We start from the raw sequence: 24,937 nt of genomic DNA, 5'->3' as shown, positions 1-24,937 counted from the left end.
TCGGATCGCTGTAGCACCACGCTTATTCGTTGGAATGTGTCGACGTCCGAGAGGCGCACACGGCGCGTGGTCGGCAGGGTCAGCGGTGCAGAGAAGACCGCCCGTGGAGCGTCCGACGGGCGCGGGACGGAGGCGCGGCATGGACCTGAACACGATCCAGCGCGTCCGGGTGGTGCGCGAGCGCTCCGAGCTGGCGGGCCGCGGGCCGCGCTCAGCGGTCATCGGAGGCGGCTCCTGGGTGTTCTCTCTCCCCCACGACCACCTCGACGAGCTCCTCGACCTGCAGGGATTCGCGTGGGAGCCGATCGTGCGCACGGACGCCGGGATCTCGATCGCGGCGACCTGCACGCTCAGTGAGCTCGCCGCGATGCCCGACGCGGGCGACACCGCCCACCCGCTCTTCTTCCAGTGCTGCACGGCACTGCTGGGCTCCTTCAAGATCTGGAACGTCGCCACTGTCGGCGGCAACATCGCCAACGCCCTGCCCGCAGGACCGATGATCAGCCTCGCCGCCGCGCTCGACGCCACCGCCCTCGTCTGGCGGGCCGACGGCTCGGACGTCGCCGTGCCGGTCGCCGAGCTCGTGACCGGCGACATGACCACTTCCCTGGCCCAGGACGACGTCATCCGCTCGATCGAGTTCCCGCTCTCCTCCCTCCGGGCGCGCACCGCGTTCCGCAAGACGGCGCTCTCCCCTCTCGGACGCTCCGGCGCCGTCGTCATCGGCCGCCTCGACACCGACGGCGCGTTCGTGCTCACGATCACCGCGGCGACCGTCCGGCCGGAGCTGCTCCGCTTCGCCGCCGTTCCCTCCTCGGCCGAGCTCGCCGCGGCCGTCGACGGCGTCGCGACCTGGTTCACCGACCCGCACGGAGCCGCCGACTGGCGCCACGCCGTCGTCCGCGTGCTCGCCGAGGAGATCCGCACCGAGCTGGCCGGAGGCGCCCGATGAGGTTCACCGTCAACGGGGAGCCGGTCGACGCCTCCCCCCGCCCCGGCCAGGTGCTGCGCACCCTCCTCCGCGACCACGAGCACTTCGAGGTGAAGAAGGGGTGCGACGCCGGCGACTGCGGCGCCTGCTCCGTCCTCGTCGACGGGACGCCGTTCCACTCCTGCCTCTACCCCGCCCACCGCGTCGAGGGCCGCGAGGTGACGACCGCGGCCGGCCTCGGCACGCCCGAGGAGCCGAGCGCGGTGCAGGAGGCGTTCGTCGAGGCCGGCGCGTTCCAGTGCGGCTTCTGCACGGCCGGCATGGTGGTCACGGCCACGGCGCTCGACGGAGTCCGCGCCGAGGACGTGCCGCGGCTGATGAAGGGCAACCTCTGCCGGTGCACGGGCTACCGCCCCATCCGCGAGGCCGTGACGGGCGCCTGCGCGTCCGGGCACGGCGCGCACGCGGCCGAGCCGTCCGGAGCGGATCGCACGGAGGCCCCGGTCCGCGGACGGCACGCGGCCCCGCCGTCGGGTCTCACCCCCGTCCGCCGCACCGGTCGCCCATCGGCCGAGGAGTCCCGGGTCGGCCGCTCGCTCGGCGCGCCTGCCGGCCGGCGGATCGTCCAGGGCCGCGAGCCGTTCACCCTCGACGTCGCCGTGCCCGGCCTGCTGCACGTGAAGGTCGTCCAGAGCCCGCACGCCCACGCGCGCATCCGCTCGATCGACACGACCGCCGCCCGCGCGATGCGGGGCGTCGTCGCGGTCCTCACCGCCGAGGACGTCCCGGACGTCCTCTACTCCACCGCCCGCCACGAGTCCCGGCTCGACGACCCGGACGACACCCGCATGCTCGACACGGTCGTCCGGTTCCGCGGGCAGCGCGTGGCCGTGGTGGTCGCGGAGTCGGTGGCCGAGGCGGAGGCGGCCTGCCGCGCCGTCGAGGTCGACTACGAGGTGCTGCCCGCCGTCTTCGACCCGGAGGAGGCGCGCTCGGCCGGCGCGCCGCTCCTGCACGCCGACAAGGATCCGATCGCCTCGCGCATCGCCCGGCCGGAGGCGAACGTCGTCGCGGAGCTCCACGGAGAGTACGGGGACGTGGCCGCCGGACTCGCGGAGGCCGACGTGGTCGTCGAGGGCCGGTACTCGACCTCCCGGGTCGCGCACACGGCGCTCGAGACCCACGGCACCATCGGCTGGCTCGAGGGCGGAGAGCTGGTGCTGCGGACCTCGACGCAGGTGCCCTTCCTCGTGCGCGACGAGATCGCGCGCCTGTTCGACCGCGATCCGTCGACCGTCCGCGTCTTCACGGCACGGGTGGGCGGCGGCTTCGGCGGCAAGCAGGAGATCCTGACGGAGGACGTCGTCGCCCTCGCCGTGCTCGCCACCGGCCGGCCCGTGCAGTTCGAGTTCACCCGGAGCGACGAGTTCACGATGGCCCCCTGCCGACACCCGATGCGGGTCGGCGTCACGCTCGGCGCCCGGCGCGACGGACGGCTGACCGCCCTCGCCGTGGACGTGCTCTCGGACACCGGCGCCTACGGCAACCACGGACCCGGCGTGATGTTCCACGGCACCTCGGAGTCGGTCGCCGTCTACAGCGCGCCCAGCAAGCGCGTCGACGCGCAGGCCGTCTACACGAACAACCTCCCCTCGGGGGCGTTCCGCGGCTACGGCCTCGGGCAGGTGATCTTCGGCATCGAGTCGGCGATGGACGATCTCGCCCGCGAGCTCGGGATCGACCCGTTCGAGCTGCGGCGGATCAACGCGGTGCGCCCGGGCGAGCCGCTGGTGGTCACGCACGTCGAGGGCGACGACATCGGCTTCGCCTCCTACGGGCTCGACCAGTGCCTCGACCTCACCGAGGCGGCACTGGCCGGCGGCGGCGGCTCCCCCGCCCCCGACGGACCGGGGTGGCGGACAGGGCAGGGCACGGCACTGGCGATGATCGCCACCATCCCACCGCGGGGCCACTTCTCGGAGGCGACCGTCACCGTCGACGCCGAGGGAGTGCTGACCATCGGCGTCGGCACGGCCGAGTTCGGCAACGGGACGACCACCGTGCACACGCAGCTGGTCGCGAGCGCCTTCCGCGCCTCGGCCGACCGGGTGCGGATTCACCAGTCCGACACGGACGCGGCCCGCTACGACACCGGAGCGTTCGGCAGCGCCGGCACGGTGGTCGCGGGCAAGGCCGTCCACTCGGCCGCGACGCGCCTCCTCGCCGAGCTGCAGGCGCTCGCCAAGCGGCTGACCGGGCACGACGAGACCTTCGAGCCCGACGACGAGGGCCTGCTCGCTCCGGACGGCACCCGGGTCGCGTTCGCCGATCTGGTCCGTGCGGCCGGCGGACCGGTCACCGCGACCGGGAGCGAGGACGGCGCTCAGCGCTCGCTCGCGTTCAACGTCCAGGGCTTCCGCGTCGCGGTGCACGAGCCGACGGGCGAGGTGCGGATCCTGCAGTCGGTGCAGGCGGCCGACGCCGGCTTCGTGATCAACCCGGCGCAGTGCCGCGGGCAGGTCGAGGGCGGAGTGGCGCAGGCGATCGGCTCGGCGCTGTACGAGGAGGTGATCCTCGACGGCGAGGGCACCGTGACCACGGCGATCCTCCGGAACTACCACATCCCGCAGATGGCGGACGTGCCCGAGACCGAGGTGCTCTTCGCGGACACCGCCGACGAGCTCGGGCCGTTCGGCGCGAAGTCGATGAGCGAGGCGCCCTACAACCCGGTCGCCCCCGCACTCGCCAACGCCGTCCGCGACGCGATCGGCGTGCGGCCGACCGAGCTGCCGCTCTCCCGCGACCGGATCTGGCGGCTCCTGCACCCGGACGCCGCCCCGGTCGCGACCGTCGAGGCGGAGGCGCCGCCCGGTTGAACGACGACGGGCTGAGCGCCGATCGGCTGCCGCAGCTCAGACGCGCGACGCCAGCTCCGTGCTCGCCCGGGCGACCTCGCGGGCGATCGCGTCCTCGTCCGCGTTCACCAGCCGTCCCTCCCGCACCGTCGGGCGACCCTGCACCAGGAGCAGGCTCAGCGGGGGCTGCGCTCCGAGTGCGAGCGCCGCGACCAGGTCCGCGATGCCCGCGTGCTCGATCCCGTCGATCCGCCAGAGCGCGAGGTCGGCGAGCTTGCCGACCTCGATCGAGCCGATCTCGTCCTGCCGGCCGAGCACCCGGGCCCCGCCGATGGTGGCGACCGAGAGCGCCTGCCGGGCGCTCATCCGGTCGGCGCCGGCGCGCAGGCGGTTCATCAGCACCGCGGCGCGGATCTCGGAGCCGAGCTGACCGGACTCGTTCGACGCCGCGCCGTCCACGCCGAGGCCGACCGGGGCTCCCGCAGCCAGCAGCTGCGGGATCGGCGCGATGCCCGCCGCGAGCCGGCCGTTCGAGGACGGGCAGTGCGCGACTCCGGTGCCCGTGGCCGCGAACTTCGCGATCGCGTCGGCGTCGAGGTGGACGCAGTGCGCCATCCAGACGTCGTCGCCGAGCCAGCCGAGCGACTCCAGGTGGTCGGTGGGCGAGAGGCCGAACGCCTCCCGCGTGTAGGCGTCCTCCTCCACGGTCTCGGAGCCGTGGGTGTGCAGCCGGACCCCGAGCTGACGGGCGAGGACGGCCGACTCTCGCAGCAGGTCGGTGGTCACCGAGAACGGCGAGCACGGGGCGATCGCGACCCGCACCATCGCGTCGGCGGAGGCGTCGTGGTACCGCTGGACCGCCTCTCCGCTGGCCTGGAGCGCGGCCGCCGTGGTCTCGACGGCGAAGTCCGGCGGGAGGCCGCCCCGGGACTCGCCGAGGTCCATCGACCCGCGGGTCGCGTGCAGCCGGAGGCCGAGGGTGCCGGCCGCGTCGACGATGCCGCCGACGATGTCGCCGGAGCCCCGTGGGAAGACGTAGTGGTGGTCGGCGACGGTGCTGCAGCCGGACCGGGCGAGGACGCCCATCGCGCCGAGGGCGGCGGAGCGGGTCAGGTCGGCGTCGATGCGGGACCAGGCGGGGTAGAGCGCGACGAGCCAGTCGAAGAGGATCGAATCCTGCGCCCAGCCGCGGGTGAGCCACTGGTAGAGGTGGTGGTGCGTGTTGACGAGCCCGGGAGTGAGCAGGTGGCCGCGGCCGTCGACCCGCGTGAGCGCGATCGCCTCCTGCGCCGGCAGACCCGTCGGGGACCGTCCGTCGAGGGCCCACGCCGGAGGGTCGCCGGCTCCGACGGCGACGATGCGGGAGTCGTCGACGACGACGTGGCCGACGGGGTGCTCGGTCCCGTGCGCGTCGACGGTGGCGACGTGGGCTCCGGTGAGGACGTGGCGCTGCATGCCCCGAGCATGGCAGCGCGGTGTTTCGCGGCCGTTTCCCGCCGGAATGCGAGCAGGCCGGCGCGATCACGACGGCGCAACGTCAAGTGCGGCTCAGCGCGCCGCGTGGATCGGGCCCGAGCGCCCCGCGAGCGGCTCCCCGGACGTCCCCGTGCGCGCGGCGAGGACCTCCGCGAGGATCGACACGGCCGTCTCCTCCGGCGTCGACGCGCCGATGTCCAGGCCGATCGGCGAGTGCAGGCGGGCGAGCGCCTCCTCCGTCACTCCCGTCTCGCGCAGCAGCCGCAGCCGCCGCTCATGGGTGCGCCGCGACCCCATCGCGCCGACGTAGGCGACCGGGAGCGCGAGCGCGGTCTCGAGCAGCGGGATGTCGAACTTCTCGTCGTGCGTGAGCACCGCGATCACGGTGCGCGAGTCGACCTCGGCGCGGGCGAGGTGGTCGGACGGCCACTCGACGAGGACCTCGTCGGCGCCGGGGAAGCGCTCGGCGGTCGCGAACACCGGACGCGCGTCGCAGACGGTCACGCGGTAGCCGAGCAGGGCGCCGGCGGAGCAGAGCGCGGCGGAGAAGTCGACGGCGCCGTAGATCAGCAGGCGCGGCCGCTCGGCGTGCACGACGTAGGCGATCTCGAGCTCGGCACCTCGGCAGGCGGTCTCGACCGTGGCCGAGCGGCCGGAGGCCAGGCGAGCCTCGCGCTCGGCGAGGATGCGGCGGGCGGTGTCCTCGTCCAGGTGCGGGCCGACGACGTCCTGGAGGCGCGTCGCTCCGGTGAGCACGAGGCCGATCAGCTCCTCCGGGCCGCCGACGACGATCGCCAGCGCGGCCGAGCGGCCGGCGCGGGCGGCGCGCAGCTCGGCGAGGACCGCGGTGGAGCCGGAGTCGACGACCTGGCCGAACACGCGCAGCTGCCCCCCGCAGGACAGGCCGGCGGCGAAGGCCGCCTCGTCGTCGAAGCCGAAGTGCTCGGACGCGCTGCCCGAGGTGCCGAGCACCTCCTGGGCCAGCGCGTACGCCTGCGCCTCGACGCAGCCGCCGGAGATCGAGCCGATCGCGCGCCCCTCCGCGTCCACCGCCATCGAGGACCCGAGAGCGCGGGGAGCCGAGCCGAAGACGTGCGTGACCGTGACGACCGCGACGCTCCCGCCCGCCTCGACGCGCTCGAGCAGGGGGTCGGCGATGTCGAGCACGACGGCCTCCTCTTCTCGGACGGGAGGCGACGGCGCCGGGGCTGCGGGGAGGCCGGGCGGAGCCGCCGACGGGCGCTCACACGCAGGAAACATGCCGAGTATAGGGTCGATCCATGCCTGACGACGCTCCCTTCCTCGACCTCGTGATCCGCGCCTCCGACGTGCTGACCGAGAACGGCCGGCGTCCGGCCAGCATCGCGATCGCCGAGGGCCTGATCGTCGCGGTCGGCGAGCGGGACGCCCCCTGGCGGACCACGGAGGAGATCGTCCTCCCCGAGGGCCAGGTCCTGATCCCGGGGATCGTCGACACCCACGTGCACGTCAACGAGCCGGGCCGCACGGAGTGGGAGGGCTTCGCCTCCGCCACCCGCGCGGCCGCCGCCGGGGGCGTCACCACGATCATCGACATGCCGCTGAACTCGATCCCGCCGACCACCACGGTGTCGGGGCTCGAGGCCAAGCGCGCGGCCGCCGGGCCGCAGGCGCAGGTGGACGTCGGATTCTGGGGCGGGGCGATCCCCTCGAACCTCGGCACGCTGCGCGAGCTCCACGACGCGGGCGTCTTCGGCTTCAAGTGCTTCCTCTCGCCGAGCGGAGTGGACGAGTTCCCGCACCTGAGCCGGGAGCAGCTCGTCGAGGCGATGCGCGAGATCGCCGCCTTCGACGGACTGCTGATCGTGCACGCCGAGGACCCGGCCGAGCTGGAGGCGAGCGCGCTGGAGCCCGGCGCCTCCTACGGCGCGTTCGTCGACTCCCGCCCGCCCGCCTCCGAGCGCAGCGCGATCCTGCACGTGATCGAGGCCGTCCGCGAGACCGGCTGCCGCGCGCACATCCTGCACCTCTCCTCCGCCGACGCGCTGCCGCTCCTGCGAGAGGCCAAGGCCGAGGGGCTGCCGATCACCGCCGAGACCTGCCCGCACTACCTCACCTTCGACGCCGGCTCGATCCCCGACGGCGGCACGCAGTTCAAGTGCTGCCCGCCGATCCGCGACGAGCGCAACCGCGAGCTGCTCTGGAAGGGGCTGCTCGACGGGACGATCGACATCATCGCCTCGGACCACTCCCCCGCCACCGCCGAGCTGAAGCTCCCCGCCGGCGGCGACTTCGGCGTCGCCTGGGGCGGGATCTCGGGACTCGAGCTGAGCTTCCGCGCGGTCTGGACCGGGGCCCGCGAGCGGGGCATCCCGCTCGAGCAGGTCGTCGCCTGGATGTCCACGGCGACCGCCGCGTTCGCCGGGCTCGGCCAGAAGGGCCTGCTGCACGCGGGGTCCGACGCCGACCTGGTCGCGTTCGACCCGGAGGCGCAGTGGCGCGTGGACGTCGACGCCCTCTCGCACCGGAACCCCGTCTCGGCCTACGAGGGCCGCGTCCTCCGCGGCGCCGTCGCCGCCACCTGGGTCGGTGGCCGACGCGTCACCGCCGCGACGGTCCCGCCCGCCGGGCGCCTCCTCAGCCGCCCCTGACCTCGACCCGCCGATGCCCCGCCTCCCTGACGACACCTCGGGGAGCTCCCCCGCTCACGCCGAGCGCCGCCGTGTCATCGGCAGGTTTCGAGTGTGTGAACGGAGGCGGGTCGGAGCCGCGGAGCGGGCGGATCGCACAAGACTCGGAGTCCCGGCGGCGGCTCCTCGGGATGCTCCGCCGGTGCGCGGAGCCCCCGGCAGGCGCGAGGCTGGCAGACGGGCTCGCAGGAGCCGCGAGCAGGACGGGCACCACCGCGTGACCGGGCCCGGCCGCACGGAACGGACAGGAGCGGACATGTCGATCATCCTCGGGGACCACCAGTACGGGAAGGCCGAGAACCGCGTCGTGCGGATCTACCGCGAGACCCCGCGGCACGAGATCCACGACGTCAATGTCTCCATGGCCCTCCGCGGCGACTTCGAGGCCGCGCACCGAGAGGGCGACCAGTCGGCCGTCCTGCCCACGGACACGCAGAAGCAGACGGCGTACGCCTTCGCCAAGGAGAAGGGCCTGCGCTCGATCGAGCCCTACGGCCTCGAGCTGGCCCGCCACTTCGTCGACGGCTACGAGCCCGTCCACGGCGCCCGCATCGAGATCGAGGAGTTCGCCTGGGAGCGCGTGCTGGTGGACGGGCGCGAGCACGACCACACCTGGGTCCGGAAGGGCCAGGAGACGCGGATCGCGTCGGTCACGGTCGAGGGCTCGGGCGACGAGCGGCGGATCTGGATCACCGGCGGCTTCAAGGACCTCACGATCCTGAAGTCCACGGGGAGCGAGTTCCACGGCTTCCTCACCGACCCGTACACGGTCCTCCAGCCGACGAACGACCGGGTGATGGCGACCTCGCTGGTCGCGAAGTGGCGCTTCGCCCTGAGCGAGGACGAGATCGCGGCGATGGACTGGGAGGCGGTCTACGCGGGCGTCAAGGCGCTCATGACGAGCCGCTTCGCGACCGTGCACTCCCTCGCCCTCCAGCAGACGCTCTTCGAGATGGGGAAGGCGGTCCTGGAGGAGTACCCGCAGATCGTCGAGATCCGTCTCTCCGCGCCGAACAAGCACCACTTCGTCTACGACCTCTCGCCCTTCGGCGTCGAGAACGACAACGAGGTCTTCCACGCCGCCGACCGCCCATACGGGCTGATCCAGGCGAGCGTCACCCGCGACGACGCGCCGCCCGCGGGATCCGCCTGGACCGCCTACACGGGCCTGGTGTGACCGGCGCCGGGGGCGTCCACCGGGGGCACGTGCTGCACGTCGCCGGGGGTGCGACGCTCGCGACCGCGCGGGAGTCGCTGGTGTCGATCCCGGACGGCGCTCTCGCCGTGGACGAGGACGGCACGATCGCCTGGGTCGGTCCGTACCGCGAGCTGCCGGACCGCTTCGCGCTCCTGCCGGTCTCCGGCGACGCCGCGTCGGTCCTGCTGCCCGGCTTCGTCGACGCGCACGTGCACTTCCCCCAGACGTTCTCGACCGACGGCTTCGGCGGCGGCCAGCTGCTCGAGTGGCTCGACCGGACGGTGTTCCCCTCGGAGGCGCGGCTCGCCGACCCGGAGTTCGCCGACGTCGTCGCGCGAGCCTTCACCCGGCGGCGGGTGGCCGCGGGCACGACCGCCGCGATGGTCTTCGGTTCCGCGTTCCCGGCCGCGCAGGACGCCCTCTTCGAGCGCACCCGCGAGGCGGGGCTGCGGATCGTGTCGGGGCGCGGGATCCAGACCACGGGCCCGGCCTCGGCGGCGCCCCTGATCACCTCGGAGGAGGAGGCGCTGACGCTCGCGTCGGAGGAGATCGACCGCTGGCACGGGAGGAACCCGCTCCTGCAGGTCGCGCTCGTCCCGCGGTTCTCGCTGTCCGTCACTCCCCGGACCCTCGGAGCGCTCGGCGACCTCTACGACGACGTCCGCGGACGCGGCGTCTACGTGCACAGCCACCTCAACGAGAACGACCGGCCCGGCGACGGCGAGATCGCCGCCGTGCTCGGCTCGTACGGCACCCGCAGCTACCTCGACACCTACGACGGGCTCTTTCTCCCCGGCTCCGCGCGCGGAGGATCCTCCCTCCTCGGGCCGCGCACGATCCTCGCCCACGCCGTGCACTGCCAGGACGCGGAGCTGCACCGGATGGAGGAGACCGGCACCTCGATCGCCCACTGCCCGACCTCGCAGCAGTTCCTCGGCTCCGGCACCATGCCCTGGCGCCGGACCGTCGCCTCGGGGGTCACCGTCGCCCTCGGTTCGGACGTGGGCGCGGGCGACGAGTGGCTGCTGGCGCGAGTGGCGAACGACGCCTTCAAGGTGCACCTCTCGGAGCCCGGCGACGCGGCCGTCGCCCTGCATCCGGCCGAGCTCCTGTTCACGGCGACGCTCGCCGGCGCGCGGGCGCTCGACCAGGAGGAGCGGTTCGGCAGCCTCGACCCCGGGAAGGACGCGGACTTCCTCCGCATCGAGCCCGACCGGTGGGAGCCGCTCGCCGACGTCCTCGCCCACGGGATCCGCGCGGACGACGAGGAGGAGGCGACGGCCCAGCTGCTCTTCGCCCTGCTGATGACGCTGCGCGAGCCGGCGATCGCCGCGGTGCACGTCCGGGGCATGCGGATCGTGGCTCCGGAGTGACGGGGCCGGCCCGGGAAGCGCGGTGCGGACCGCGCGCACCCGGCCGTCAGCGCAGGCGCAGCGCCAGGAACAGGTCGGCGCGGTCCGCGGTGTCCGACAGGTCGCGCTGCGTCAGCTCCTCCACCCTCGCGATGCGGTACCGCACCGTGTTCAGGTGCAGGTGCGTCTGCTCCGCCGTGCGCACCCACGAGCCGCCGCAGTCGAGGAACGCCGCGAGCGTGGCGACCAGCTGCGAGCCGTAGCGCGCGTCGTGCTCGACGAGCCGCCCGAGCACCAGCTCGACGAACACCGAGCGCAGGTGGTCGGGGACCACGCTCAGCAGCTGCACGGCGGAGGTGACCTCCCCGGAGTCGCTGACCCGCACCGGAGCGTCGTCGCCCGGAGAGCCCGGCAGCAGCATCCCGTAGCGTGCCGAGCGGAGGGCGCCGCCGAGCGCGGGCAGCGGAGTCGCGGCGCTCGTCCCGACGCGCAGCACGGCGCCCGGCCACGCGGCTCCCGCTCGTCGCAGCGCCGAGGTGACGACGGCGAGCGGATCCGCGCCGGTGGGGATCGCATCGGTCGCCTCGGTGGGCAGCACCGCCACCGCGCAGCCCTGGGCGTCGCGTCCGACCACGGCGCGGCCCAGGTGCGCGGCGGCGTCGACCAGGACACGGCGCGCCAGGTCCGGGGGCGCGTCGCCCTCGAACTCGGCGGCGACCACGGCGCACCGCCCGGCGCCGCCGAGTCCCAGCTGCCGCAGGTACACCGCGGCCTCGGGCTGCTCGCTGTCCTCCTCCACGAGCTCGAGCAGGCGGTCGGCGAGAGCGGAGTCGGCCGAGAGCGCCGCCTCCCGCTGCAGCCGGTAGACCCCCACGACTCCGGCGAGCTCCGTCACGGCGTCGAGCACTGCGGCGGGCCAGTCGTTCCAGTCGCCCCCGACGACGACCAGCCAGGAGGTGGCGCGGTGCTCGCCCGCTCCGGCGACGGTGAGGGCCGACAGGGCGCCGCCGCGGGCGTCCGCGACCATGACCGGGCTGCGCCGGGCCGTGAGCGCCGCGTGCACGACCCGCTCGATCTCCCCCAGCCCCAGGGGCGAGGCGGAGGCCGCGGTCCGGCCGGTGGCGGTCAGCACCGACACGGGGAGTCCGAGCTCGCGCGAGGTGCGCGTGACGAGCTCGTCGAGCTGCTGCCCCCGGTAGACCTCCGTCAGCAGCTCCCGCTGGCGGGCGAGGGCGGCCGTCAGCCGGGCCACGCGGTCGCCGGCGAGAGCGTTCGACAGGTGCGCCGTGATCGCGCCGAACGACACATCGGCCGGCACGGCGATCAGCGGGACGTCGTGCTCGCGGCAGGCGACGACGAGGTCGTCCGGCACGAAGCCCAGCAGCCCCTCGCCGGCGAGCAGAGCGCTGGCACCCGAGTCCGCGACCGCGGCGACGAAGGCCGCGCTGTCCTGGGCGTCCCGACGCCAGACCAGACCGGTCAGCACCAGCTGGTCGCGCGAGATGTAGCGGCGCGGATCGAGGAGATCGGTCGTGAAGATGCCGTCGACCGGCCGGGCGAGCGCTCCGTCGCCGGCGACCAGCACGCGCAGCCGCAGCTGCGGCGCGTCGAGGACGTCCTGCAGCTGCATCAGCTGCCCCGGTAGGTCGAGTAGGCGAAGGGGCTGAGCAGGAGCGGGATGTGGAAGTGCGCCTCCTCGTCGTCGAGGCGGAAGGCGACGACGACCTCGGGGTAGAACGACTCGGTGCCCGAGGCGGCGAACCAGGCGCCGGTGTCGAAGACGACCCGGTGGACCCCGGCGGCCAGGCGCTCCGGCCCGAAGGCCGCCACGCGGCCGTCGTCGTCGGTGCGGGCCTCGGCGAGGCGCTCCCAGCCGGAGCCGGCACGGGCGTCGAGAGCCACCGGGACCCCTCGCGCGGGGCGGCCGCGGACGGCGTCGAGCACGTGGGTGGTGACGCGGCTGGCGTGCCCGCTCATCGTGCGGCCTCCGCCCGGACGAGGCGCCCGTCGTCGAGGCCGCGGACCCGCAGCACCGTGATCTCCCGCAGCTGCTCCGCGACGATGCGGGCCTCCGTCTCGTCGTCGAGCCCGAGTCTCCGCTCCAGCTCCGCGACGACCTCGGCCCGGTCGCGGCCGGCCGCGCGGAGGAGGAACACGCGCCCGAACCGCTCCTCGTAGGCGCGGTTGCCGGCCAGCAGCCGCCGGGTCAGCTCCTCGTCGCCCGTGCGGCTCGCCGCCTGCTCCGCGGCCGAGAACGCGGAGGAGCGCCCCGCGCCCGCGTGCCGCTCGCCGATCCGGGGGTGGTCGGCCAGCGCCGCCTCCACCTCCTCCTCGGTGAGCGTGCGCGCGGCCCGCTCGGCCGCGTCGGCGAGCGCGTCGGCCGACGGGTAGGGCGCGCCGGAGGCGACCTCGTCGGCCCAGCGGGGGACGGCGAGGCACGCGAGCAGCACGTCGCGGGCGGTCTCGGATCGGGTGTCGGTCATGCGGTCTCCTTCGTCCGGCGGAGCAGGGGCTCGGCCTGCGGCACGATGGTCGGATGGATCTGGTCGGGAGTCGGGACCTCGTCGGGCTGGTGCTCGCGGCGGGTGCGGGGCGCCGGGCGGGCGGCCCGAAGGCGCTGCGGTGCGACGCGGCGGGAGTTCCCTGGGTGGAGCGAGCCGTCGAGAGGCTCCGCGCGGTGGGCTGCGAGCGGGTGCTCGTGGTCCTGGGCGCGGAGGCCGGACGGGCGCGACTCCTGGTGCCGCCGTCCGCGGACGTGGTCGTCGCGGCGGAGTGGGAGACCGGCCTCTCGGCGTCGCTCCGCGCGGGTCTCGCCGCGGCCGAGGGCGTCGCCGCGCTGGTCGCCCTGGTCGACCTGCCCGAGGAGCCGCCGAGCGTGGGGGCCCGGCTGCTCGCGGAGGCGCCGGTCGCGCCGGACGTGCTCGCCCGCGCGGTCTTCCGCGGTCGGCCCGGTCATCCGGTGCTGCTGGGACGGGACCACTGGCCGGAGCTCCTCGAGGGCGTGCACGGCGACTCCGGCGCGCGCGACCTGCTCCGCGCGAGGGGCGCGCGCGGGGTGGAGTGCGGCGATCTGTGGTCGGGAGCCGACCGCGACGGGCCGGACTGAGCGGTTCACGCCAGGCCCGCGTCGTCGAGGGCGGCGGCCAGCGCCCGCCAGGCCAGCGTCGCGCAGACGGAGCGGACAGGGTTGCCCGCCACCGCGAGCAGCGCCTGCTCCTCGCCGGCGAGTGCACCCTCCCGGTGCGCCATCGCCGCGAGGAACGCGTCGATCCGCTCCCGCATGTCCGACGCCGGCAGCCCGTCGAGACCGTCCGCGAGCAGCGACGCGGATCCCCGCGAGACCTCGCACCCCCGCCCGCTCCAGGCGAGGCGCACCTGCTCCGCGCCGCCGTCGACGCGCAGCTCGATCCGGTCGCCGCAGGTGGGGGTGATCAGCTCGGCCCGGCCGAGGGCCGGAGTCGGGTCGGCCTGCCCGACGGGGTCCTTGGCGTGCGCGCGGATCAGCTCCGCCGCCTCGCTCACGGCCGGTCCTCCAGCTCGGCGAGCTCCGCGTAGGCCGTGCTGATCCCGGCGATCCGCTCGCGCGACTCCCTCGGGGACGCGCCGAGCACTCCGGACGCCACGAGCGCGACCGCGCTCATCGCCGCCGCGTAGCTGTCCAGCGCCGTGCCGCTGTCGACCGGGCACTCCAGCCAGACCGCCGCGTGCTCCGCGTAGCGCCGGGCGGGCGGATCCGCGAGGAGCACCACGGGCACCTCGCGCGCGGCGAGCGTCCCGATCAGGGCCGCGAAAGAGGCGGGGCGGCGGCGGAAGCCGACCAGCACCACGACGTCCTCGGCTCCGAGCCCCTCGAGCTCCTCACCGAGCGACTGGCCGGGCTGCGGGGCGATCCGGACGCTTCCGCGCGCCTGCGCGAGCTGCTGGCGCAGGTGCAGCGCCACCGGGTAGCTGTTGCGCAGTCCGATCACGACGACCTCGCGCGCTCCCGCGATCAGCCGCACCGCCTCCTCCAGCCGCCCGTCGCCGAACGCGGCGGCCAGCCGGGCCAGGTTCGCCCGCTCGCTCTCGAGGTGCGCGGCGAGCGGATCCCCCTGTCCCTGCGCGGGACCGACCGGCACACCGGAGGACCGCAGCGCCCGGGCGTGCTCGCGCACCTCCTGCGAGTTCGAGAACCCCAGGCGGCGGAACAGCCGCGAGACCGTGGCCTTGGACACTCCGCTGTGCTGGGCGAGCTCGGTCGCCGTGTAGACGGCCAGGTCGCCGAGGTGGTCGAGGATGAAGTCGGCCGCCCGCTGCTCCTGCCGCGACAGCGCGGCGTAGCCGGCATCGATGCGGTGACCGATGCTCGTCGAGGGGGCCGGGGCGGGGGTCACGCAGTCTGCGTCCCGTCGGCGAGCGCCAGCACGGCCGCCTCGAACGCGTCGAGCGCGGTCGCGACGTCGGCCTCGGTCACGTTCTCGTCCGGGTGGTGGCTGACGCCGCCCTCGCAGCGGAGGAAGAGCATCGCGTACTCGGCGAGGTCGGCGACCGCCATCGCGTCGTGGCCGGCCTTGGAGAACAGCACCATCGGCTCCGCGTCCCCGGTCGCGCGGATGCCCGCCCGCACGACGTCCTGCAGCCGAGAGGAGGCGACGACCGCGGGGGCCGAATGGGTCTCCTCCACCGTCAGCGCGAGACGGCGGCGCGACACCGACTCCGACATCGCGTGCTCGATGGCGTCCCACGCCGCGTCGCGCTGGGCGTCGGTCTCGGCGCGGAGGTCGAGGCTGAACTCGACCCGGCCGGGGATGACGTTGACCGCGCCCGGGAAGGTCTCGAGCCGGCCGACCGTGGCGATCACGCCCTGCTCCCGCGCGATGCGCTCCACCGCGAGCACGGCCTCGGCCGCCCCGGTGAGCGCGTCGCGGCGGCGGTCGAGCGGAACTCCGCCCGCGTGCCCGGCCTTGCCGGTGAGGGTGAGTGCGAAGCGGCGGGCGCCCGCTATCGAGGAGACCACGGCGAGGGCGCGGTCCGCCTCCTCCAGGTAGGGGCCCTGCTCGATGTGCGCCTCGAGGTAGGCGAGAACGTCCTGCGCGTCGCGCGCGGCGGTGCGGATGCGCGAGGGGTCCAGCCCGAACTCGTGGAACGCCTCGACGAGCGTCGTCCCGTCGGCGTCCTCGAGCTCCCACCAGTGCTCGTCCCAGGTGCCGGCGAGGGCGCGGGAGCCGAGGAGCGCTGTGCCGAAGCGGGTGCCCTCCTCGTCGCCGAACGCGACGACCTCGACGGCGAACGGCAGGCGCCGGCCCGCCCCCTGCAGGCGCGACACCACGGCGATCGCGAGCATCACGCCGAGGATCCCGTCGTAGCGGCCCGCGTCGGGCACCGTGTCGAGGTGCGAGCCGAGCAGGAGCGCCGGGAGTCCCGGAGTCGCGCCCTCGTAGCGGCCGCACTGGTTGCCGGCCGCGTCCTGCCAGGTGCGCATGCCCGCCTCGGTCATCCAGCGCGCGGCCATCGCGTTCACGCGGGCGTGCTCGGGCGAGAGGTAGACCCGCTCGATGCCGTCGCGGCTGGAGGAGACCGCGGCGAGCTCGTCGCAGCGGGCCATGATCGCGGCGGCGTCGAGGGCGGGGGCGGCGGTGGCGGCGGGGGGCGCGGTCGTGGGGTCGGTGGTCGTGCCGGTCATGCGCGTGCCGCCCCGTAGACCTCGTACGCGCCCGCGACTCCGCCGCCCACCGGCACGGAGGCGCCCGCGCGGCGCAGCACCGCCTCCAGCGCCGCCAGGGTGGTCAGCACCGCGTCCGTCCGGGCGTTGTAGCCCATCGTGCCGATGCGCCAGACCTTCCCGTGCAGCGGCCCGAAGGACGTGCCGATCTCGATGCCGAAGTCGGCGAGCATCTCCCCGCGCACCGCATCACCGTTCACGCCCTGCGGGATGCGCACCGCGACGACGTTCGTCATCTTGTGCCCGACGTCGCCGAACACCTCGAGATCGAGGCCGCGGACTCCGGCGAGCATCGCCGACCCGTGCAGCGCGTGGCGGGCGACCGTCTCGTCCAGGCCCTCCTCGACGACGATGCGGGCGCACTCGCGCGCGCCGTAGAGCATCGTGGTCGCCTCGGTGTGGTGGTTGAGGCGGCGCGGCCCCCAGTAGTCGAAGATCATCCCGAGGTCGAAGTAGTTGGAGCGGACGCGGCGGGCGCTGACGGTGTCGCCCTCGTCGCGGATCCCCGCCTCGATGCTCCTGCGCGACTCGATCACCGCGACGGCCTTCTCCGAGAAGGTGACGGGAGCCGATCCGGACGGACCGCCCAGGCACTTCTGGAGCCCCGCGGTGACCGCGTCGAGCCCGAGCTCGTCGGTCGCGAAGGCGTTGCCCGCGAGGGAGGCGGTGACGTCGGTGTAGAAGAGGGCGCCGTGCTTCTCGCAGAGGGCGCCGAGCTCCTCCAGCGGCTGCGCCATGGTGGTCGACGTGTCGCCGTGGACCACGGCCAGCATCTTCGGCTTCACCCGGGCCAGGGCCTCGGCGATCGCCGAGACGGGGAAGACCTGCCCCCACTCGGCCTCGATCACGTGCACCTCCGCGCCGCAGCGCTCCGCGATCTCCCGGAGGAGGTGCCCGAACCGCCCGAAGACCGGCACGACCACGCGGTCGCCCGGCTCCAGCATCGAGACCAGCGCCGCCTCGATGCCCGCACGGCTCGTGCCGTCGACGAGCATCGTCTTCTCGTTGCGGGTGCGGAACACCTGCCGGTACAGCTCCTGCGTCTCCGTCATCGTCGCCGTCATGAACGGGTCGTACTGCCCGACCAGCTGCGCCGACATCGCACGCAGGACGCGCGGATCCGCGTTGATCGGGCCCGGCCCCATCAGCAGGCGAGGCGGCGGATCGACGGGGAGGAACGGTGCGGGCGCGGTCATGGGCCACCTCTTCACGAGCGGGAGAGAAACAGTCGTTTCACCCGCAGAGCCTATGCGACGGACGTTTCGCCGGTGTTTCGCGGTGTGGCGGGGGTCGTCGGGGAGGGTCGCGAGACGCTGGTCGGCAGGAGGGCCGTGATGGAGGGAAGGGCCTCCGGACGGTGATCGAGGACCGGATCGTCGCCCTCACCTAGGCGTCGATCGCGATCATCTTCGGTGTGGTGTTCATCACTCAGCGCGAGCGGATCTCTGCGCGGGCCCGTGATCAGCTGCGGAAGCACGGGCAACGGGCCCGGCCTTCGGGGCAGTCGCCGTTCCTGACGGCCGCGGGCGGAGCTCTCCTCGTCGTCATCGGCGTCCTCGTGGTCCTGCTGACGGCGACGTCGGACCTGTGCGGATCGTCCTGATCCGGTTGATCGGAACCGGCTCGACGTCCGCTGGTGCGGCGAGCCTCCTCCACAGGGCCGTCCGGCGAGCGGGTTCTCCCGATCGGACGCACCTGCGGCCCGCGTGTCGGTGGTCGCTGGTTCAATACGGGTATGGCGGATGGGATGCGGCAGGGACTCGAGGAGGTCCGCGCCCTCGGCGACCGCGCGGCGCTGCTCGCCCGCTCGGCGGCTCCGCTCCACCTCGCCTCCGCCGAGGCGCTGCACGAGGCGTACACGGCTGCTCTGCGTCGCCCGGAGGCGTTCGCGCGCGGCGGGTCTCCCGCCGAGTCACGCGACCTCGTGGAGCGCTCCGTCCGGGCCGAGCTCGCCTTCGCACTCGCCGTGTCCGAGCGTGTGGCCGCGCGCGAGCTCGAGCACGCCCGTCTGCTGGTCGACCACCTGCCCTGCACGCGCGCCGCGCTGGCCGAGGCGCGGTTGCGCTGGGAGGCGGGGCAGATCATCTGCGGAGTCGCGGCCACCCTGCCGCCGGCCACCCTCCCGGAGTTCGACGAGCGCGCCGCGGGACTGGCCGCCTCGATGACGCCGACCCAGCTGCGGCGACGCCTCGCCCGGCTGCGGGACGAGCTCCACGAGAGTCCTCTGGCCGACCGGCACGCCCGCGCTCGGGAGGACCGGTCGGTCCGGGTCTCGCCCGAGCAGGACGGCATGGCCACGCTCTGCGCGACCCTCCCCGCTCCGGCAGCGTTCGGTGCGCTCGCGCGGCTCGACCGGATCGCCCGCGCCCTCCGCGACGGGAGCGGTGCAGCGGAGGAGCGCACGCTCGCGCAGCTGCGGGCCGACGCCCTGGTCGACCTGCTCTGCGACGGCGACGTGTCCGGCACGGCGCCGGGCGACGAGCGTCCGCGCACGTCCGCTCGCGGCATCCGGGCCGAGGTGCGTCTGACCCTCGCCGCGAGCACCGCGGCCGGACAGGACGAGACCCCCGCGGAACTGGACGGCTACGGCCTCATCCCGGCCGGCGTCGCGCGCGAGCTCCTCGGAGCCGACTCGGCCGTCACCCCGGTGCTCACCCATCCGAGCACGGGCGCCGTGGTCTCCGTCGGACGCACGCACCGCCTCCCTCCCCCGCGGATGCGCCTCGCCCTCCAGCTGCGCGACCGGACCTGCCGCTTCCCCGGCTGCACCCGGCCCGCGGCGACCGCCGAGGCCGACCACACGCTCGAGTGGCGTCACGGAGGCGCCACCGCCCTCGACAACCTGGCGTCGCTCTGCGTCGCCCACCACCACGTCCGCCACGGCGACCGCTGGACCTACACGCTCCACCCCGACGGATCGGCCGACTGGACCACCCCCACGGGCCGCCGCGTGGTCACCCGTCCACCCGATCCGCCCGCGCCGCCAGCCCCGCCGCGGCGCAGGCCGAGCTTCAGCGATGCGCCGCCCCCGTTCTGACGGCGGAAGGAGCCGCGCTCCTGCGGGCGTGCTCCAGCGGGCGTGCTCCAGCAGGCGTGCTCCAGCAGGCGTGCTCCAGCAGGCGTGCTCGCGCCGCGCGGGTCCGAGCCGGCGGCCTGTCTCAGCCGAGGGCCGAGCCGTGGAAGCCGGTCGTCCGACGCGCCCGCCGACGAACCGGTCCACCGAGCCCGCACTCGCTGCACCCGGGCCCGTTCCACCCTCCGGGCTCGGCGCCCGTGCTCACCGCTGAGATCGCACCCGAGGACAGCGATCACCGCAGCGACTCGGGCGCGACGGCGCAGCTTCCGCCTCGGATCCACGACGAGGGACGGAGCGACGGAGGGACGGAGCGAGAGAGCGAGAGAGCGAGAGAGCGAGAGAGCGAGAGAGCGAGAGAGCGAGAGAGCGAGAGAGCGAGAGAGAAAGAGAGAAAGAGAGAAAGAGAGAGGGAGAGGGAGAGGGAGAGGGAGAGGGAGAGGGAGAGGGAGAGGCGGCAAGCGGGAGAGCGGGTCACGGCTTCCGCCTCGATTCACGATGAGGGAGAGAACGAGCTCCGGGCGTGGCCCCTCTCAGAGCGTGCCGGCCAGCTTCAGCAGCGCGAGATCCGACCCCCGCGGTCCCACCAGGCAGAGCCCCACCGGAGCGCCGCCGACACTCAATCGCGGCACCGACAGCGCCGGATACCCGCCTATCCCGGCGACACAGGTCAGGCCGAGCGTCGCCGTCCGCGCCGCGTCGATCGCCTCGGCCGACGCATCGAGGGCCGGCGCCGCCGACGACGTCGACGGCAGGAGGAGCACCCGCCCCTCGAGCGCACGGTCGAGCGCCTCCCGGAACCCCGCGACCCGCGCCCGTGCGGCCGCCTCCGTCTGCTCGTCGACGAGCGAGGCCGCGTCGAAGCGCGCCTGCACGTCCGCCGCCAGCACTCCCGGATGCGCCGCGACCCACGAGCCGCTCGACCGCCACGCCTCCGCCGCCTGCACGAGCCGGAACGCCTCGAGCATCTCCGCCACGGGGGGCAGCTCGACCTCCTCGGTGCTCATCCTCCCGACGGCCGATCCGAACGCCGCCCGGACGGCCGCGTCCACTCCGCTCAGCAGTGCCGGCGCCACCGCGAGACTCCGCACCGGCGGGCCGGACGGCAGGCAGACCTCGGCCACCCGCCTCAGCGTGCCGAGGTCCCGCGTCAGCCACCCGACGGTGTCGAAGCTCGGCGCCAGCGGCAGCAGCCCCTCGACGGGCACCGCACCGTGGGTCGTCCTCAGCCCCCACAGGCCCTGGTAGGAGGCGGGTACCCGGATCGATCCCGCGGTGTCGGTCGCCAGCCCGACGGCGGCCTGCCCGAGCGACACGGCGGTCGCCGGTCCGCTCGACGATCCGCCCGGGATCGCTCCGGGCACGGCCGGATTGGGCGGCGTCCCGTAGCCGGAGTTCCGGCCGGCGATGCTGTAGGCGAACTCGTCGGTCTGAGCGATCCCGCGCACCGACGCTCCCGCTGCGAGCAGCTGCGCGACGGCCGGAGCGGTCGCCGCCTCGATCGGCGCGGAAGCGAGGCGGGCCGGCACTCCCGCGCCGATCCGCTGGCCCTCGATCGCGAAGAGGTCCTTGACCGCGACGTCCAGTCCGTCGAGGGTCCCGGAGCCGGCGGCCGGCACGAGCGGCGCGCCGACGGCCCGCCAGACACGGGGGTCCAGCGCGGGCGAGGGCGCCTGCACCTGCGCGGCGCGCACCCGCCAGGTCCCGCCCTCGCGCGACCACAGCTGCGTGACGAGCCCGCGCCCGCCACGGGCCGGAGCGTTCACGCTGACCACGAGCGCCGTGTCCGCATCGACCGCCCGCACGTGCAGCTCGACCAGCTCCCGCACCGGCGCCCCGCCGCGACGACCCCGGAAGCCGGTGATGACCGCGTGGCCGACGAGCAGTCCGGAGGCGTCGCCCCGGAGCGTCGTCGGCGCGTCCACGAACGCGTCGGCGAGCGCCGCGACGTCGTCAGCCCCGAGCGCCGCCTCGTACGCCAGAACCGCGTCCACCAGCCCGTCCGGCAGGTCACCCTCGAGCGTCGTCACCCGCGGGTCAGTCATCGAAGTCGGCCGTCCGGACGCGGGCGTGCACGCCCTTCACCAGGTCGACGACCTGCGAGATGTCGAAGTCGGTCGCCGCGCTGAGGTAGGCGTAGGCGTGAGCCGGGTCCATCCCGTAGCGGGCCGCCAGCAGCGCGATGGCCGCGCGGACGCACTTCTGCACGGCGACGTCCAGGTCCTCGTCCATCGCGGTGGGCACGAGGAACTCGCCGGTCTCCCCCATCGGCCCGAGCAGCTCCCCGAACGCCGCGATCGCCTCGGCACGCGGGACGACCTCCAGGCGCACCCGGACGCGCAGGCTCGCCTCCATCGCCGTCAGCGCCACCTCGCCGTCGCCCTGCGCGAAGTGGGGATCGCCGACGTACGCGAGCGCGCCCGGGACCTGCACGGGAAGGTAGAGGCTGGTTCCGGCGGTCAGCAGTGCGATGTCGATGTTGCCCCCGTGCGCACCGGGCGGCACGGAGTGCGGGCGCTCCTCCCCTGCGACGGCGACGCCCATGATCCCGAGGAACGGCCGGAGCGGGAACCGGGCGGCCCGCTCTCCTCCCGGCACCAGCGGGATCACGCCGCGGAGACCGCCCTGCGCGTCCTCGTCGACGCGCGCGAAGACGCTGAACGGCCCCTCCTGCAGCGGGTACTCGCCCGGCAGCGCCCCGCGGCCGTGCCGGTTCGAGACGACTCCGTACGGCACGCGCGGCTCGGCCTCGAGGAGGGTCATCCGGAGCAGGTCCCCCGGCAGCGCTCCCCGGACGGCGATCGGCCCCGTGACCACGTGCGGCCCGTCCGTCTCGCCGTCGCGGAACGGCCCGTCCGCGGCGAGCGCGACCGCGTCGCGCAGCACCCCCTCCGGAGCGACTCCGTGGCGGCCGAAGAAGGCGACCGGATCGCGGCCCTGATCCTCCAGCACGCCCTCGTGGCTGAGCGTGTCGATGACGACCTCGGCCCCCGAGTCGACGGTGAGCACGGACGCGTCCGCCGCGCACGGCAGGCGCCCCCACAGCACCGAACCCGGCTCGGCCGGCAGGTAGTCCACCCCCGGCGGCACTCCCTCACCGGGCTGCACCGCCCACTCCGTCCACCGCATGCGCGTCCGCCTCCCGCGCGGCCCGTCCGCGCCGTCCGACCCTAACCGCGCCGTGTTTCGAGCATGTGCACGCGTGTGCCACGATTCTCCAGACCCGCCCCCGACGACAGGACTCCTGTGCTCCGACGCCTGCGCACCCGCTCCGAGGGCGCGACCCTCGGCCTGATGCTCGCCCTCACCTTCTCGACCGGCATCATCGACGCCGTCGGGTACCTCGGGCTCGACCGCGTCTTCGCCGGCAACATGACCGGCAACGTCGTCATCCTCGGCATGGCCCTCTCCGGCGCGGCCGACCTGCCCGTGGTCGGGCCCCTGATCGCGCTGGGCGCCTTCATGATCGGCGCCGTGATCGGCGGCCGGGTGCTCCGCCCGGTGAAGAAGGGCTGGACCTCGCGCTCGACCTGGCTCTTCGCGGTGGTCGGCATCCTGCTCGGCGTCCTGGCGATCGTGCTCGCGGTCGTGCCCGAGCACCCCGAGCCGCTCGCCTTCACCGTCACCGGCGTGCTGGGCGGGGCGATGGGCCTCCAGGCCGCGACCGCCCGCCACCTCGCCGTCAAGGACGTCACGACGGTCGTCGTCACCTCGACGATCACGGGCCTCGCTGCGGACTCCCGCCTGGCGGGTGGTTCCGGTCAGCCGTGGTTCCGCCGCGCGGCGGCGATCGTCCTGATCGCCGCGGGTGCCGGAGTCGGCGCGCTCGCCCTGCTGGTCGGGCTCTGGCTCGGCCTCGCGATCGCCGCCGTCATCACGCTCGTCGCGACGCTGCTGGGCGAGCTCGTCGTCCACTCCCGGTACGCTCCGGCGCCCGCCGACGCCGCCGCCTGAGGCGGCGCCTCCCGGCGCGTCAGCGCGGCAGCTGCTGGCAGTGCGGGCAGAGGTGCGAGGAGCGGTTCATGAACGGCACCCGCACGATCGCCGCGCCGCACCGGGCGCAGGGCTTCCCCGTCTGCCCGTAGGCGTGCAGGCTGTGCGAGAAGTAGCCGGAGGCACCGTTCACGTTCACGTACTGCGCATCGAAGCTGGTGCCGCCCTCGGCCAGCGCCCGTTCGAGCACCGAGCGCACCTCGGCGAAGAGGCGGCGGATACGCGCCTCGCCGAGCGACGAGCTCGGCCGCTCCGGGTGCAGCTCCGCCGCCCACAGCGACTCGTCCGCGTAGATGTTCCCGATGCCGCTCACGAGCGTCTGGTCGAGCAGCGCCCGCTTGATCCCGCTGCTCCTCCTCGCCAGCGACGCGACGACCGAGCCCAGGTCGAAGGAGGGGTCGAGCGGATCGCGGGCGATGTGCGCGACCTGCGAGGGCACGGCGCGCAGCCAGCCGCCTCCGCGGACCTCCTCGCCCGCGTAGCCGCCCGGCGCTCCGTCCGGGGTCGGCACCAGAGCGTCGACCGCCATCGAGCCGAAGATCCGCTGGTCGACGAAGTGCAGGGCGAGCTCGCCGTGCTCGGGGTGCTCGATCCCGATCCGGATGCGCGCCAGCCGCGGCAGCGCCGCATCCGCCGTGCGCAGCAGCACCTGGCCGCTCATGCCGAGGTGCACCAGCAGCGCCTCGTCGCGGCCCGCGGGCAGCCAGAGGAACTTCCCGCGCCGCACCGCCGCTTCGAGCCGGCGCCCGACGAGCAGGCGCTCGAAGGTCCCGTGCGGATGCACGTGCCGCTTCAGCGAGCGCTCGTCGACGATCTCGACGCCGGTCACCAGGGAGCCGGTGACCGCGGGAGCGAGACCCGCCCGCACCACCTCGACCTCGGGCAGCTCGGGCACGGTCAGTCCGAGACCGCTGGAGCGACGGGTGCGCCGGGGGCCGCCAGACGCGTCCACGCGTCGAGCGCGGCGGCCATCTCGGCCGCCTTCTTGCTCGTCCCCTCGCCGCGGGCGGTGACGAGTCCGCCGACGATCACGGTGGCGACGAACACCTTGTTGTGGTCGGGGCCGGTGGCGGCGATCTCGTAGCGCGGGGCCGGCGCACCGCGCTCGGCGGCCGCCTCCTGCAGGCTCGTCTTCGGGTCCATCGAGACGCCGAAGCGGAGCGGATCGGCCCGCAGAGGGGCGATCAGGCGCAGCACCAGGTCGCGGGCCGCGTCGGGACCGGTGCCCAGGTAGACGGCGCCGATGATGGCCTCGACGGTGTCGGCGAGGATCGACGCCTTGTCGCGGCCGCCGGTCAGCTCCTCGCCGCGTCCGAGGCGGAGGAACTCGCCCAGGCCGATGCCGCGGGCGATCTCGGCGAGCGCGACGGTCGAGACGAGGCTCGCCCGGCGCTTAGCCAGGTCGCCCTCGCTGAGGGCGGGGTACTCGGTGTAGAGCATGACAGTCACGGCCTGCCCGAGGATCGAGTCGCCGAGGAACTCGAGGCGCTCGTTGTGCGGGATGCCGCCGTGCTCGAAAGCGAACGACCGGTGCGTCAGGGCGATCTCGAAGAGCTCACCGTCGAGGCTCACGCCGAGCGTGGCCTCCAGACGCGACCGGTCGTCGCTGGAGGGTCGTGCGGAGGTCTGGTTCACCATGGACCGCGGTCCGTTCGTCGAGAGGCGGTGCGCCCCGCGCCGTGCGGACCA

At 74.6% G+C, this 24,937-nt stretch carries 21 protein-coding genes; 8 read left to right on the top strand and 13 right to left on the bottom strand.

Going from position 1 to position 24,937, the window contains the following annotated elements; translation table 11 throughout:
• The first annotated feature begins 139 nt into the window (after window positions 1-139).
• Together C5C29_RS10540 and C5C29_RS10535 are read left to right on the top strand one after the other, a co-directional pair.
• On the top strand, window positions 140-952 hold the full coding sequence (locus C5C29_RS10540) for an FAD binding domain-containing protein (protein ID WP_104223502.1): 813 nt from the start codon (window positions 140-142) through the stop codon (window positions 950-952).
• Complete coding sequence (locus C5C29_RS10535; RefSeq protein WP_104223501.1) at window positions 949-3,807, top strand: molybdopterin cofactor-binding domain-containing protein; 2,859 nt, start codon at window positions 949-951, stop codon at window positions 3,805-3,807. The genes C5C29_RS10540 and C5C29_RS10535 overlap by 4 nt, the downstream gene beginning before the upstream one ends.
• Before the next feature lie 36 nt (window positions 3,808-3,843).
• Here C5C29_RS10535 and C5C29_RS10530 read toward each other — a convergent pair whose 3' ends face one another.
• Window positions 3,844-5,241: an 8-oxoguanine deaminase gene (locus C5C29_RS10530; protein ID WP_104223500.1), complete on the bottom strand. Its 1,398-nt coding sequence runs from the start codon at window positions 5,239-5,241 to the stop codon at window positions 3,844-3,846.
• A gap of 93 nt (window positions 5,242-5,334) precedes the next feature.
• Window positions 5,335-6,429: an XdhC family protein gene (locus C5C29_RS10525; protein WP_104223499.1), complete on the bottom strand. Its 1,095-nt coding sequence runs from the start codon at window positions 6,427-6,429 to the stop codon at window positions 5,335-5,337.
• 113 nt (window positions 6,430-6,542) lie between these two features.
• On the opposite strand from C5C29_RS10525, the gene allB reads away from it, so the two are divergent.
• The 3 genes from allB to C5C29_RS10510 all read left to right on the top strand — a co-directional run bounded on the left by allB (window position 6,543) and on the right by C5C29_RS10510 (window position 10,502).
• Window positions 6,543-7,892, top strand: a complete 1,350-nt coding sequence (gene allB / locus C5C29_RS10520; protein WP_104223498.1) for an allantoinase AllB — start codon at window positions 6,543-6,545, stop codon at window positions 7,890-7,892.
• 295 nt (window positions 7,893-8,187) lie between these two features.
• On the top strand, window positions 8,188-9,108 hold the full coding sequence (pucL, locus tag C5C29_RS10515; RefSeq protein WP_104223497.1) for a factor-independent urate hydroxylase: 921 nt from the start codon (window positions 8,188-8,190) through the stop codon (window positions 9,106-9,108).
• Complete coding sequence (locus tag C5C29_RS10510; RefSeq protein ID WP_104223496.1) at window positions 9,105-10,502, top strand: amidohydrolase family protein; 1,398 nt, start codon at window positions 9,105-9,107, stop codon at window positions 10,500-10,502. Before pucL ends, C5C29_RS10510 begins: the two co-directional genes overlap by 4 nt.
• A gap of 46 nt (window positions 10,503-10,548) precedes the next feature.
• On the opposite strand, the gene C5C29_RS10505 is transcribed toward C5C29_RS10510, so the two are convergent.
• Genes C5C29_RS10505 through uraD form a run of 3 tightly spaced genes read right to left on the bottom strand, consistent with a single transcriptional unit; the run spans window position 10,549 to window position 12,964 of the window.
• A complete protein-coding gene (locus C5C29_RS10505; RefSeq protein ID WP_104223495.1) occupies window positions 10,549-12,111 on the bottom strand; it encodes a PucR family transcriptional regulator in 1,563 nt (520 codons plus the stop codon).
• Window positions 12,111-12,458 carry a hydroxyisourate hydrolase gene (gene uraH, locus C5C29_RS10500; RefSeq protein WP_104239680.1) on the bottom strand — a complete coding sequence of 116 codons (348 nt, stop codon included), beginning with the start codon at window positions 12,456-12,458 and terminating at the stop codon, window positions 12,111-12,113. Before uraH ends, C5C29_RS10505 begins: the two co-directional genes overlap by 1 nt.
• Window positions 12,455-12,964: a 2-oxo-4-hydroxy-4-carboxy-5-ureidoimidazoline decarboxylase gene (gene uraD, locus C5C29_RS10495; protein ID WP_104234584.1), complete on the bottom strand. Its 510-nt coding sequence runs from the start codon at window positions 12,962-12,964 to the stop codon at window positions 12,455-12,457. Before uraD ends, uraH begins: the two co-directional genes overlap by 4 nt.
• Before the next feature lie 53 nt (window positions 12,965-13,017).
• Here uraD and C5C29_RS10490 point away from each other — a divergent pair, with 53 nt between their 5' ends.
• Entirely contained in the window at window positions 13,018-13,587 is a 570-nt protein-coding gene (locus C5C29_RS10490) for an NTP transferase domain-containing protein (RefSeq protein ID WP_104223492.1), read from the top strand.
• A gap of 5 nt (window positions 13,588-13,592) precedes the next feature.
• On the opposite strand, the gene C5C29_RS10485 is transcribed toward C5C29_RS10490, so the two are convergent.
• The 4 genes from C5C29_RS10485 to C5C29_RS10470 are packed head-to-tail and all read right to left on the bottom strand — an operon-like array spanning window position 13,593 to window position 17,378.
• Complete coding sequence (locus C5C29_RS10485; protein ID WP_104223491.1) at window positions 13,593-14,003, bottom strand: iron-sulfur cluster assembly scaffold protein; 411 nt, start codon at window positions 14,001-14,003, stop codon at window positions 13,593-13,595.
• The gene (locus tag C5C29_RS10480) at window positions 14,000-14,854 is read right to left on the bottom strand and encodes a MurR/RpiR family transcriptional regulator (protein ID WP_219812920.1); all 855 of its coding nucleotides are present in this window, start codon (window positions 14,852-14,854) and stop codon (window positions 14,000-14,002) included. The genes C5C29_RS10485 and C5C29_RS10480 overlap by 4 nt, the downstream gene beginning before the upstream one ends.
• On the bottom strand, window positions 14,851-16,143 hold the full coding sequence (locus C5C29_RS10475; RefSeq protein WP_104223490.1) for an allantoate amidohydrolase: 1,293 nt from the start codon (window positions 16,141-16,143) through the stop codon (window positions 14,851-14,853). Before C5C29_RS10475 ends, C5C29_RS10480 begins: the two co-directional genes overlap by 4 nt.
• A complete protein-coding gene (locus C5C29_RS10470; protein ID WP_258062256.1) occupies window positions 16,140-17,378 on the bottom strand; it encodes an alanine--glyoxylate aminotransferase family protein in 1,239 nt (412 codons plus the stop codon). Before C5C29_RS10470 ends, C5C29_RS10475 begins: the two co-directional genes overlap by 4 nt.
• A gap of 539 nt (window positions 17,379-17,917) precedes the next feature.
• Here C5C29_RS10470 and C5C29_RS10460 point away from each other — a divergent pair.
• On the top strand, window positions 17,918-19,219 hold the full coding sequence (locus C5C29_RS10460; protein ID WP_104223488.1) for an HNH endonuclease signature motif containing protein: 1,302 nt from the start codon (window positions 17,918-17,920) through the stop codon (window positions 19,217-19,219).
• A 569-nt stretch (window positions 19,220-19,788) separates the two neighbouring features.
• Here the strand turns inward: C5C29_RS10460 and C5C29_RS10450 are convergent.
• Window positions 19,789-21,300, bottom strand: coding sequence for an AtzH-like domain-containing protein (locus C5C29_RS10450; RefSeq protein WP_104223487.1), 1,512 nt, complete (start codon window positions 21,298-21,300; stop codon window positions 19,789-19,791).
• Window positions 21,293-22,384, bottom strand: a complete 1,092-nt coding sequence (locus tag C5C29_RS10445) for an acetamidase/formamidase family protein (protein WP_104308365.1) — start codon at window positions 22,382-22,384, stop codon at window positions 21,293-21,295. The genes C5C29_RS10450 and C5C29_RS10445 overlap by 8 nt, the downstream gene beginning before the upstream one ends.
• 117 nt (window positions 22,385-22,501) lie before the next feature.
• Here C5C29_RS10445 and C5C29_RS10440 point away from each other — a divergent pair, with 117 nt between their 5' ends.
• The gene (locus C5C29_RS10440) at window positions 22,502-23,209 is read left to right on the top strand and encodes a YoaK family protein (RefSeq protein ID WP_308470800.1); all 708 of its coding nucleotides are present in this window, start codon (window positions 22,502-22,504) and stop codon (window positions 23,207-23,209) included.
• A gap of 19 nt (window positions 23,210-23,228) precedes the next feature.
• On the opposite strand, the gene mutM is transcribed toward C5C29_RS10440, so the two are convergent.
• Together mutM and rnc are read right to left on the bottom strand one after the other, a co-directional pair.
• A complete protein-coding gene (gene mutM / locus C5C29_RS10435) occupies window positions 23,229-24,143 on the bottom strand; it encodes a bifunctional DNA-formamidopyrimidine glycosylase/DNA-(apurinic or apyrimidinic site) lyase (RefSeq protein WP_104283536.1) in 915 nt (304 codons plus the stop codon).
• Between the two features lie 2 nt (window positions 24,144-24,145).
• Entirely contained in the window at window positions 24,146-24,886 is a 741-nt protein-coding gene (gene rnc, locus C5C29_RS10430; protein WP_104308364.1) for a ribonuclease III, read from the bottom strand.
• Window positions 24,887-24,937 lie beyond the last annotated feature (51 nt).

Origin of the sequence: Rathayibacter sp. AY1H2 (genome assembly GCF_002931985.1) — a bacterium.
GTDB lineage: Bacteria > Actinomycetota > Actinomycetes > Actinomycetales > Microbacteriaceae > Rathayibacter.
This window is presented reverse-complemented; position numbering and strand designations above follow the sequence as displayed.

Excerpts from the sequence above, each read along its gene's own strand:
- C5C29_RS10475 (WP_104223490.1), bottom strand. The coding sequence starts at position 16,143 with ATGACCGGCACGACCACCGACCCCACGACCGCGCCCCCCGCCGCCACC.
- pucL (WP_104223497.1), top strand. The coding sequence starts at position 8,188 with ATGTCGATCATCCTCGGGGACCACCAGTACGGGAAGGCCGAGAACCGC.
- C5C29_RS10505 (WP_104223495.1), bottom strand. The coding sequence starts at position 12,111 with ATGCAGCTGCAGGACGTCCTCGACGCGCCGCAGCTGCGGCTGCGCGTG.
- C5C29_RS10535 (WP_104223501.1), top strand. The coding sequence starts at position 949 with ATGAGGTTCACCGTCAACGGGGAGCCGGTCGACGCCTCCCCCCGCCCC.
- C5C29_RS10450 (WP_104223487.1), bottom strand. The coding sequence starts at position 21,300 with ATGACTGACCCGCGGGTGACGACGCTCGAGGGTGACCTGCCGGACGGG.
- C5C29_RS10540 (WP_104223502.1), top strand. The coding sequence starts at position 140 with ATGGACCTGAACACGATCCAGCGCGTCCGGGTGGTGCGCGAGCGCTCC.
- C5C29_RS10445 (WP_104308365.1), bottom strand. The coding sequence starts at position 22,384 with ATGCGGTGGACGGAGTGGGCGGTGCAGCCCGGTGAGGGAGTGCCGCCG.
- C5C29_RS10530 (WP_104223500.1), bottom strand. The coding sequence starts at position 5,241 with ATGCAGCGCCACGTCCTCACCGGAGCCCACGTCGCCACCGTCGACGCG.
- rnc (WP_104308364.1), bottom strand. The coding sequence starts at position 24,886 with ATGGTGAACCAGACCTCCGCACGACCCTCCAGCGACGACCGGTCGCGT.
- C5C29_RS10470 (WP_258062256.1), bottom strand. The coding sequence starts at position 17,378 with ATGACCGCGCCCGCACCGTTCCTCCCCGTCGATCCGCCGCCTCGCCTG.
- uraD (WP_104234584.1), bottom strand. The coding sequence starts at position 12,964 with ATGACCGACACCCGATCCGAGACCGCCCGCGACGTGCTGCTCGCGTGC.
- allB (WP_104223498.1), top strand. The coding sequence starts at position 6,543 with ATGCCTGACGACGCTCCCTTCCTCGACCTCGTGATCCGCGCCTCCGAC.
- C5C29_RS10490 (WP_104223492.1), top strand. The coding sequence starts at position 13,018 with ATGGATCTGGTCGGGAGTCGGGACCTCGTCGGGCTGGTGCTCGCGGCG.
- C5C29_RS10460 (WP_104223488.1), top strand. The coding sequence starts at position 17,918 with ATGGCGGATGGGATGCGGCAGGGACTCGAGGAGGTCCGCGCCCTCGGC.
- uraH (WP_104239680.1), bottom strand. The coding sequence starts at position 12,458 with ATGAGCGGGCACGCCAGCCGCGTCACCACCCACGTGCTCGACGCCGTC.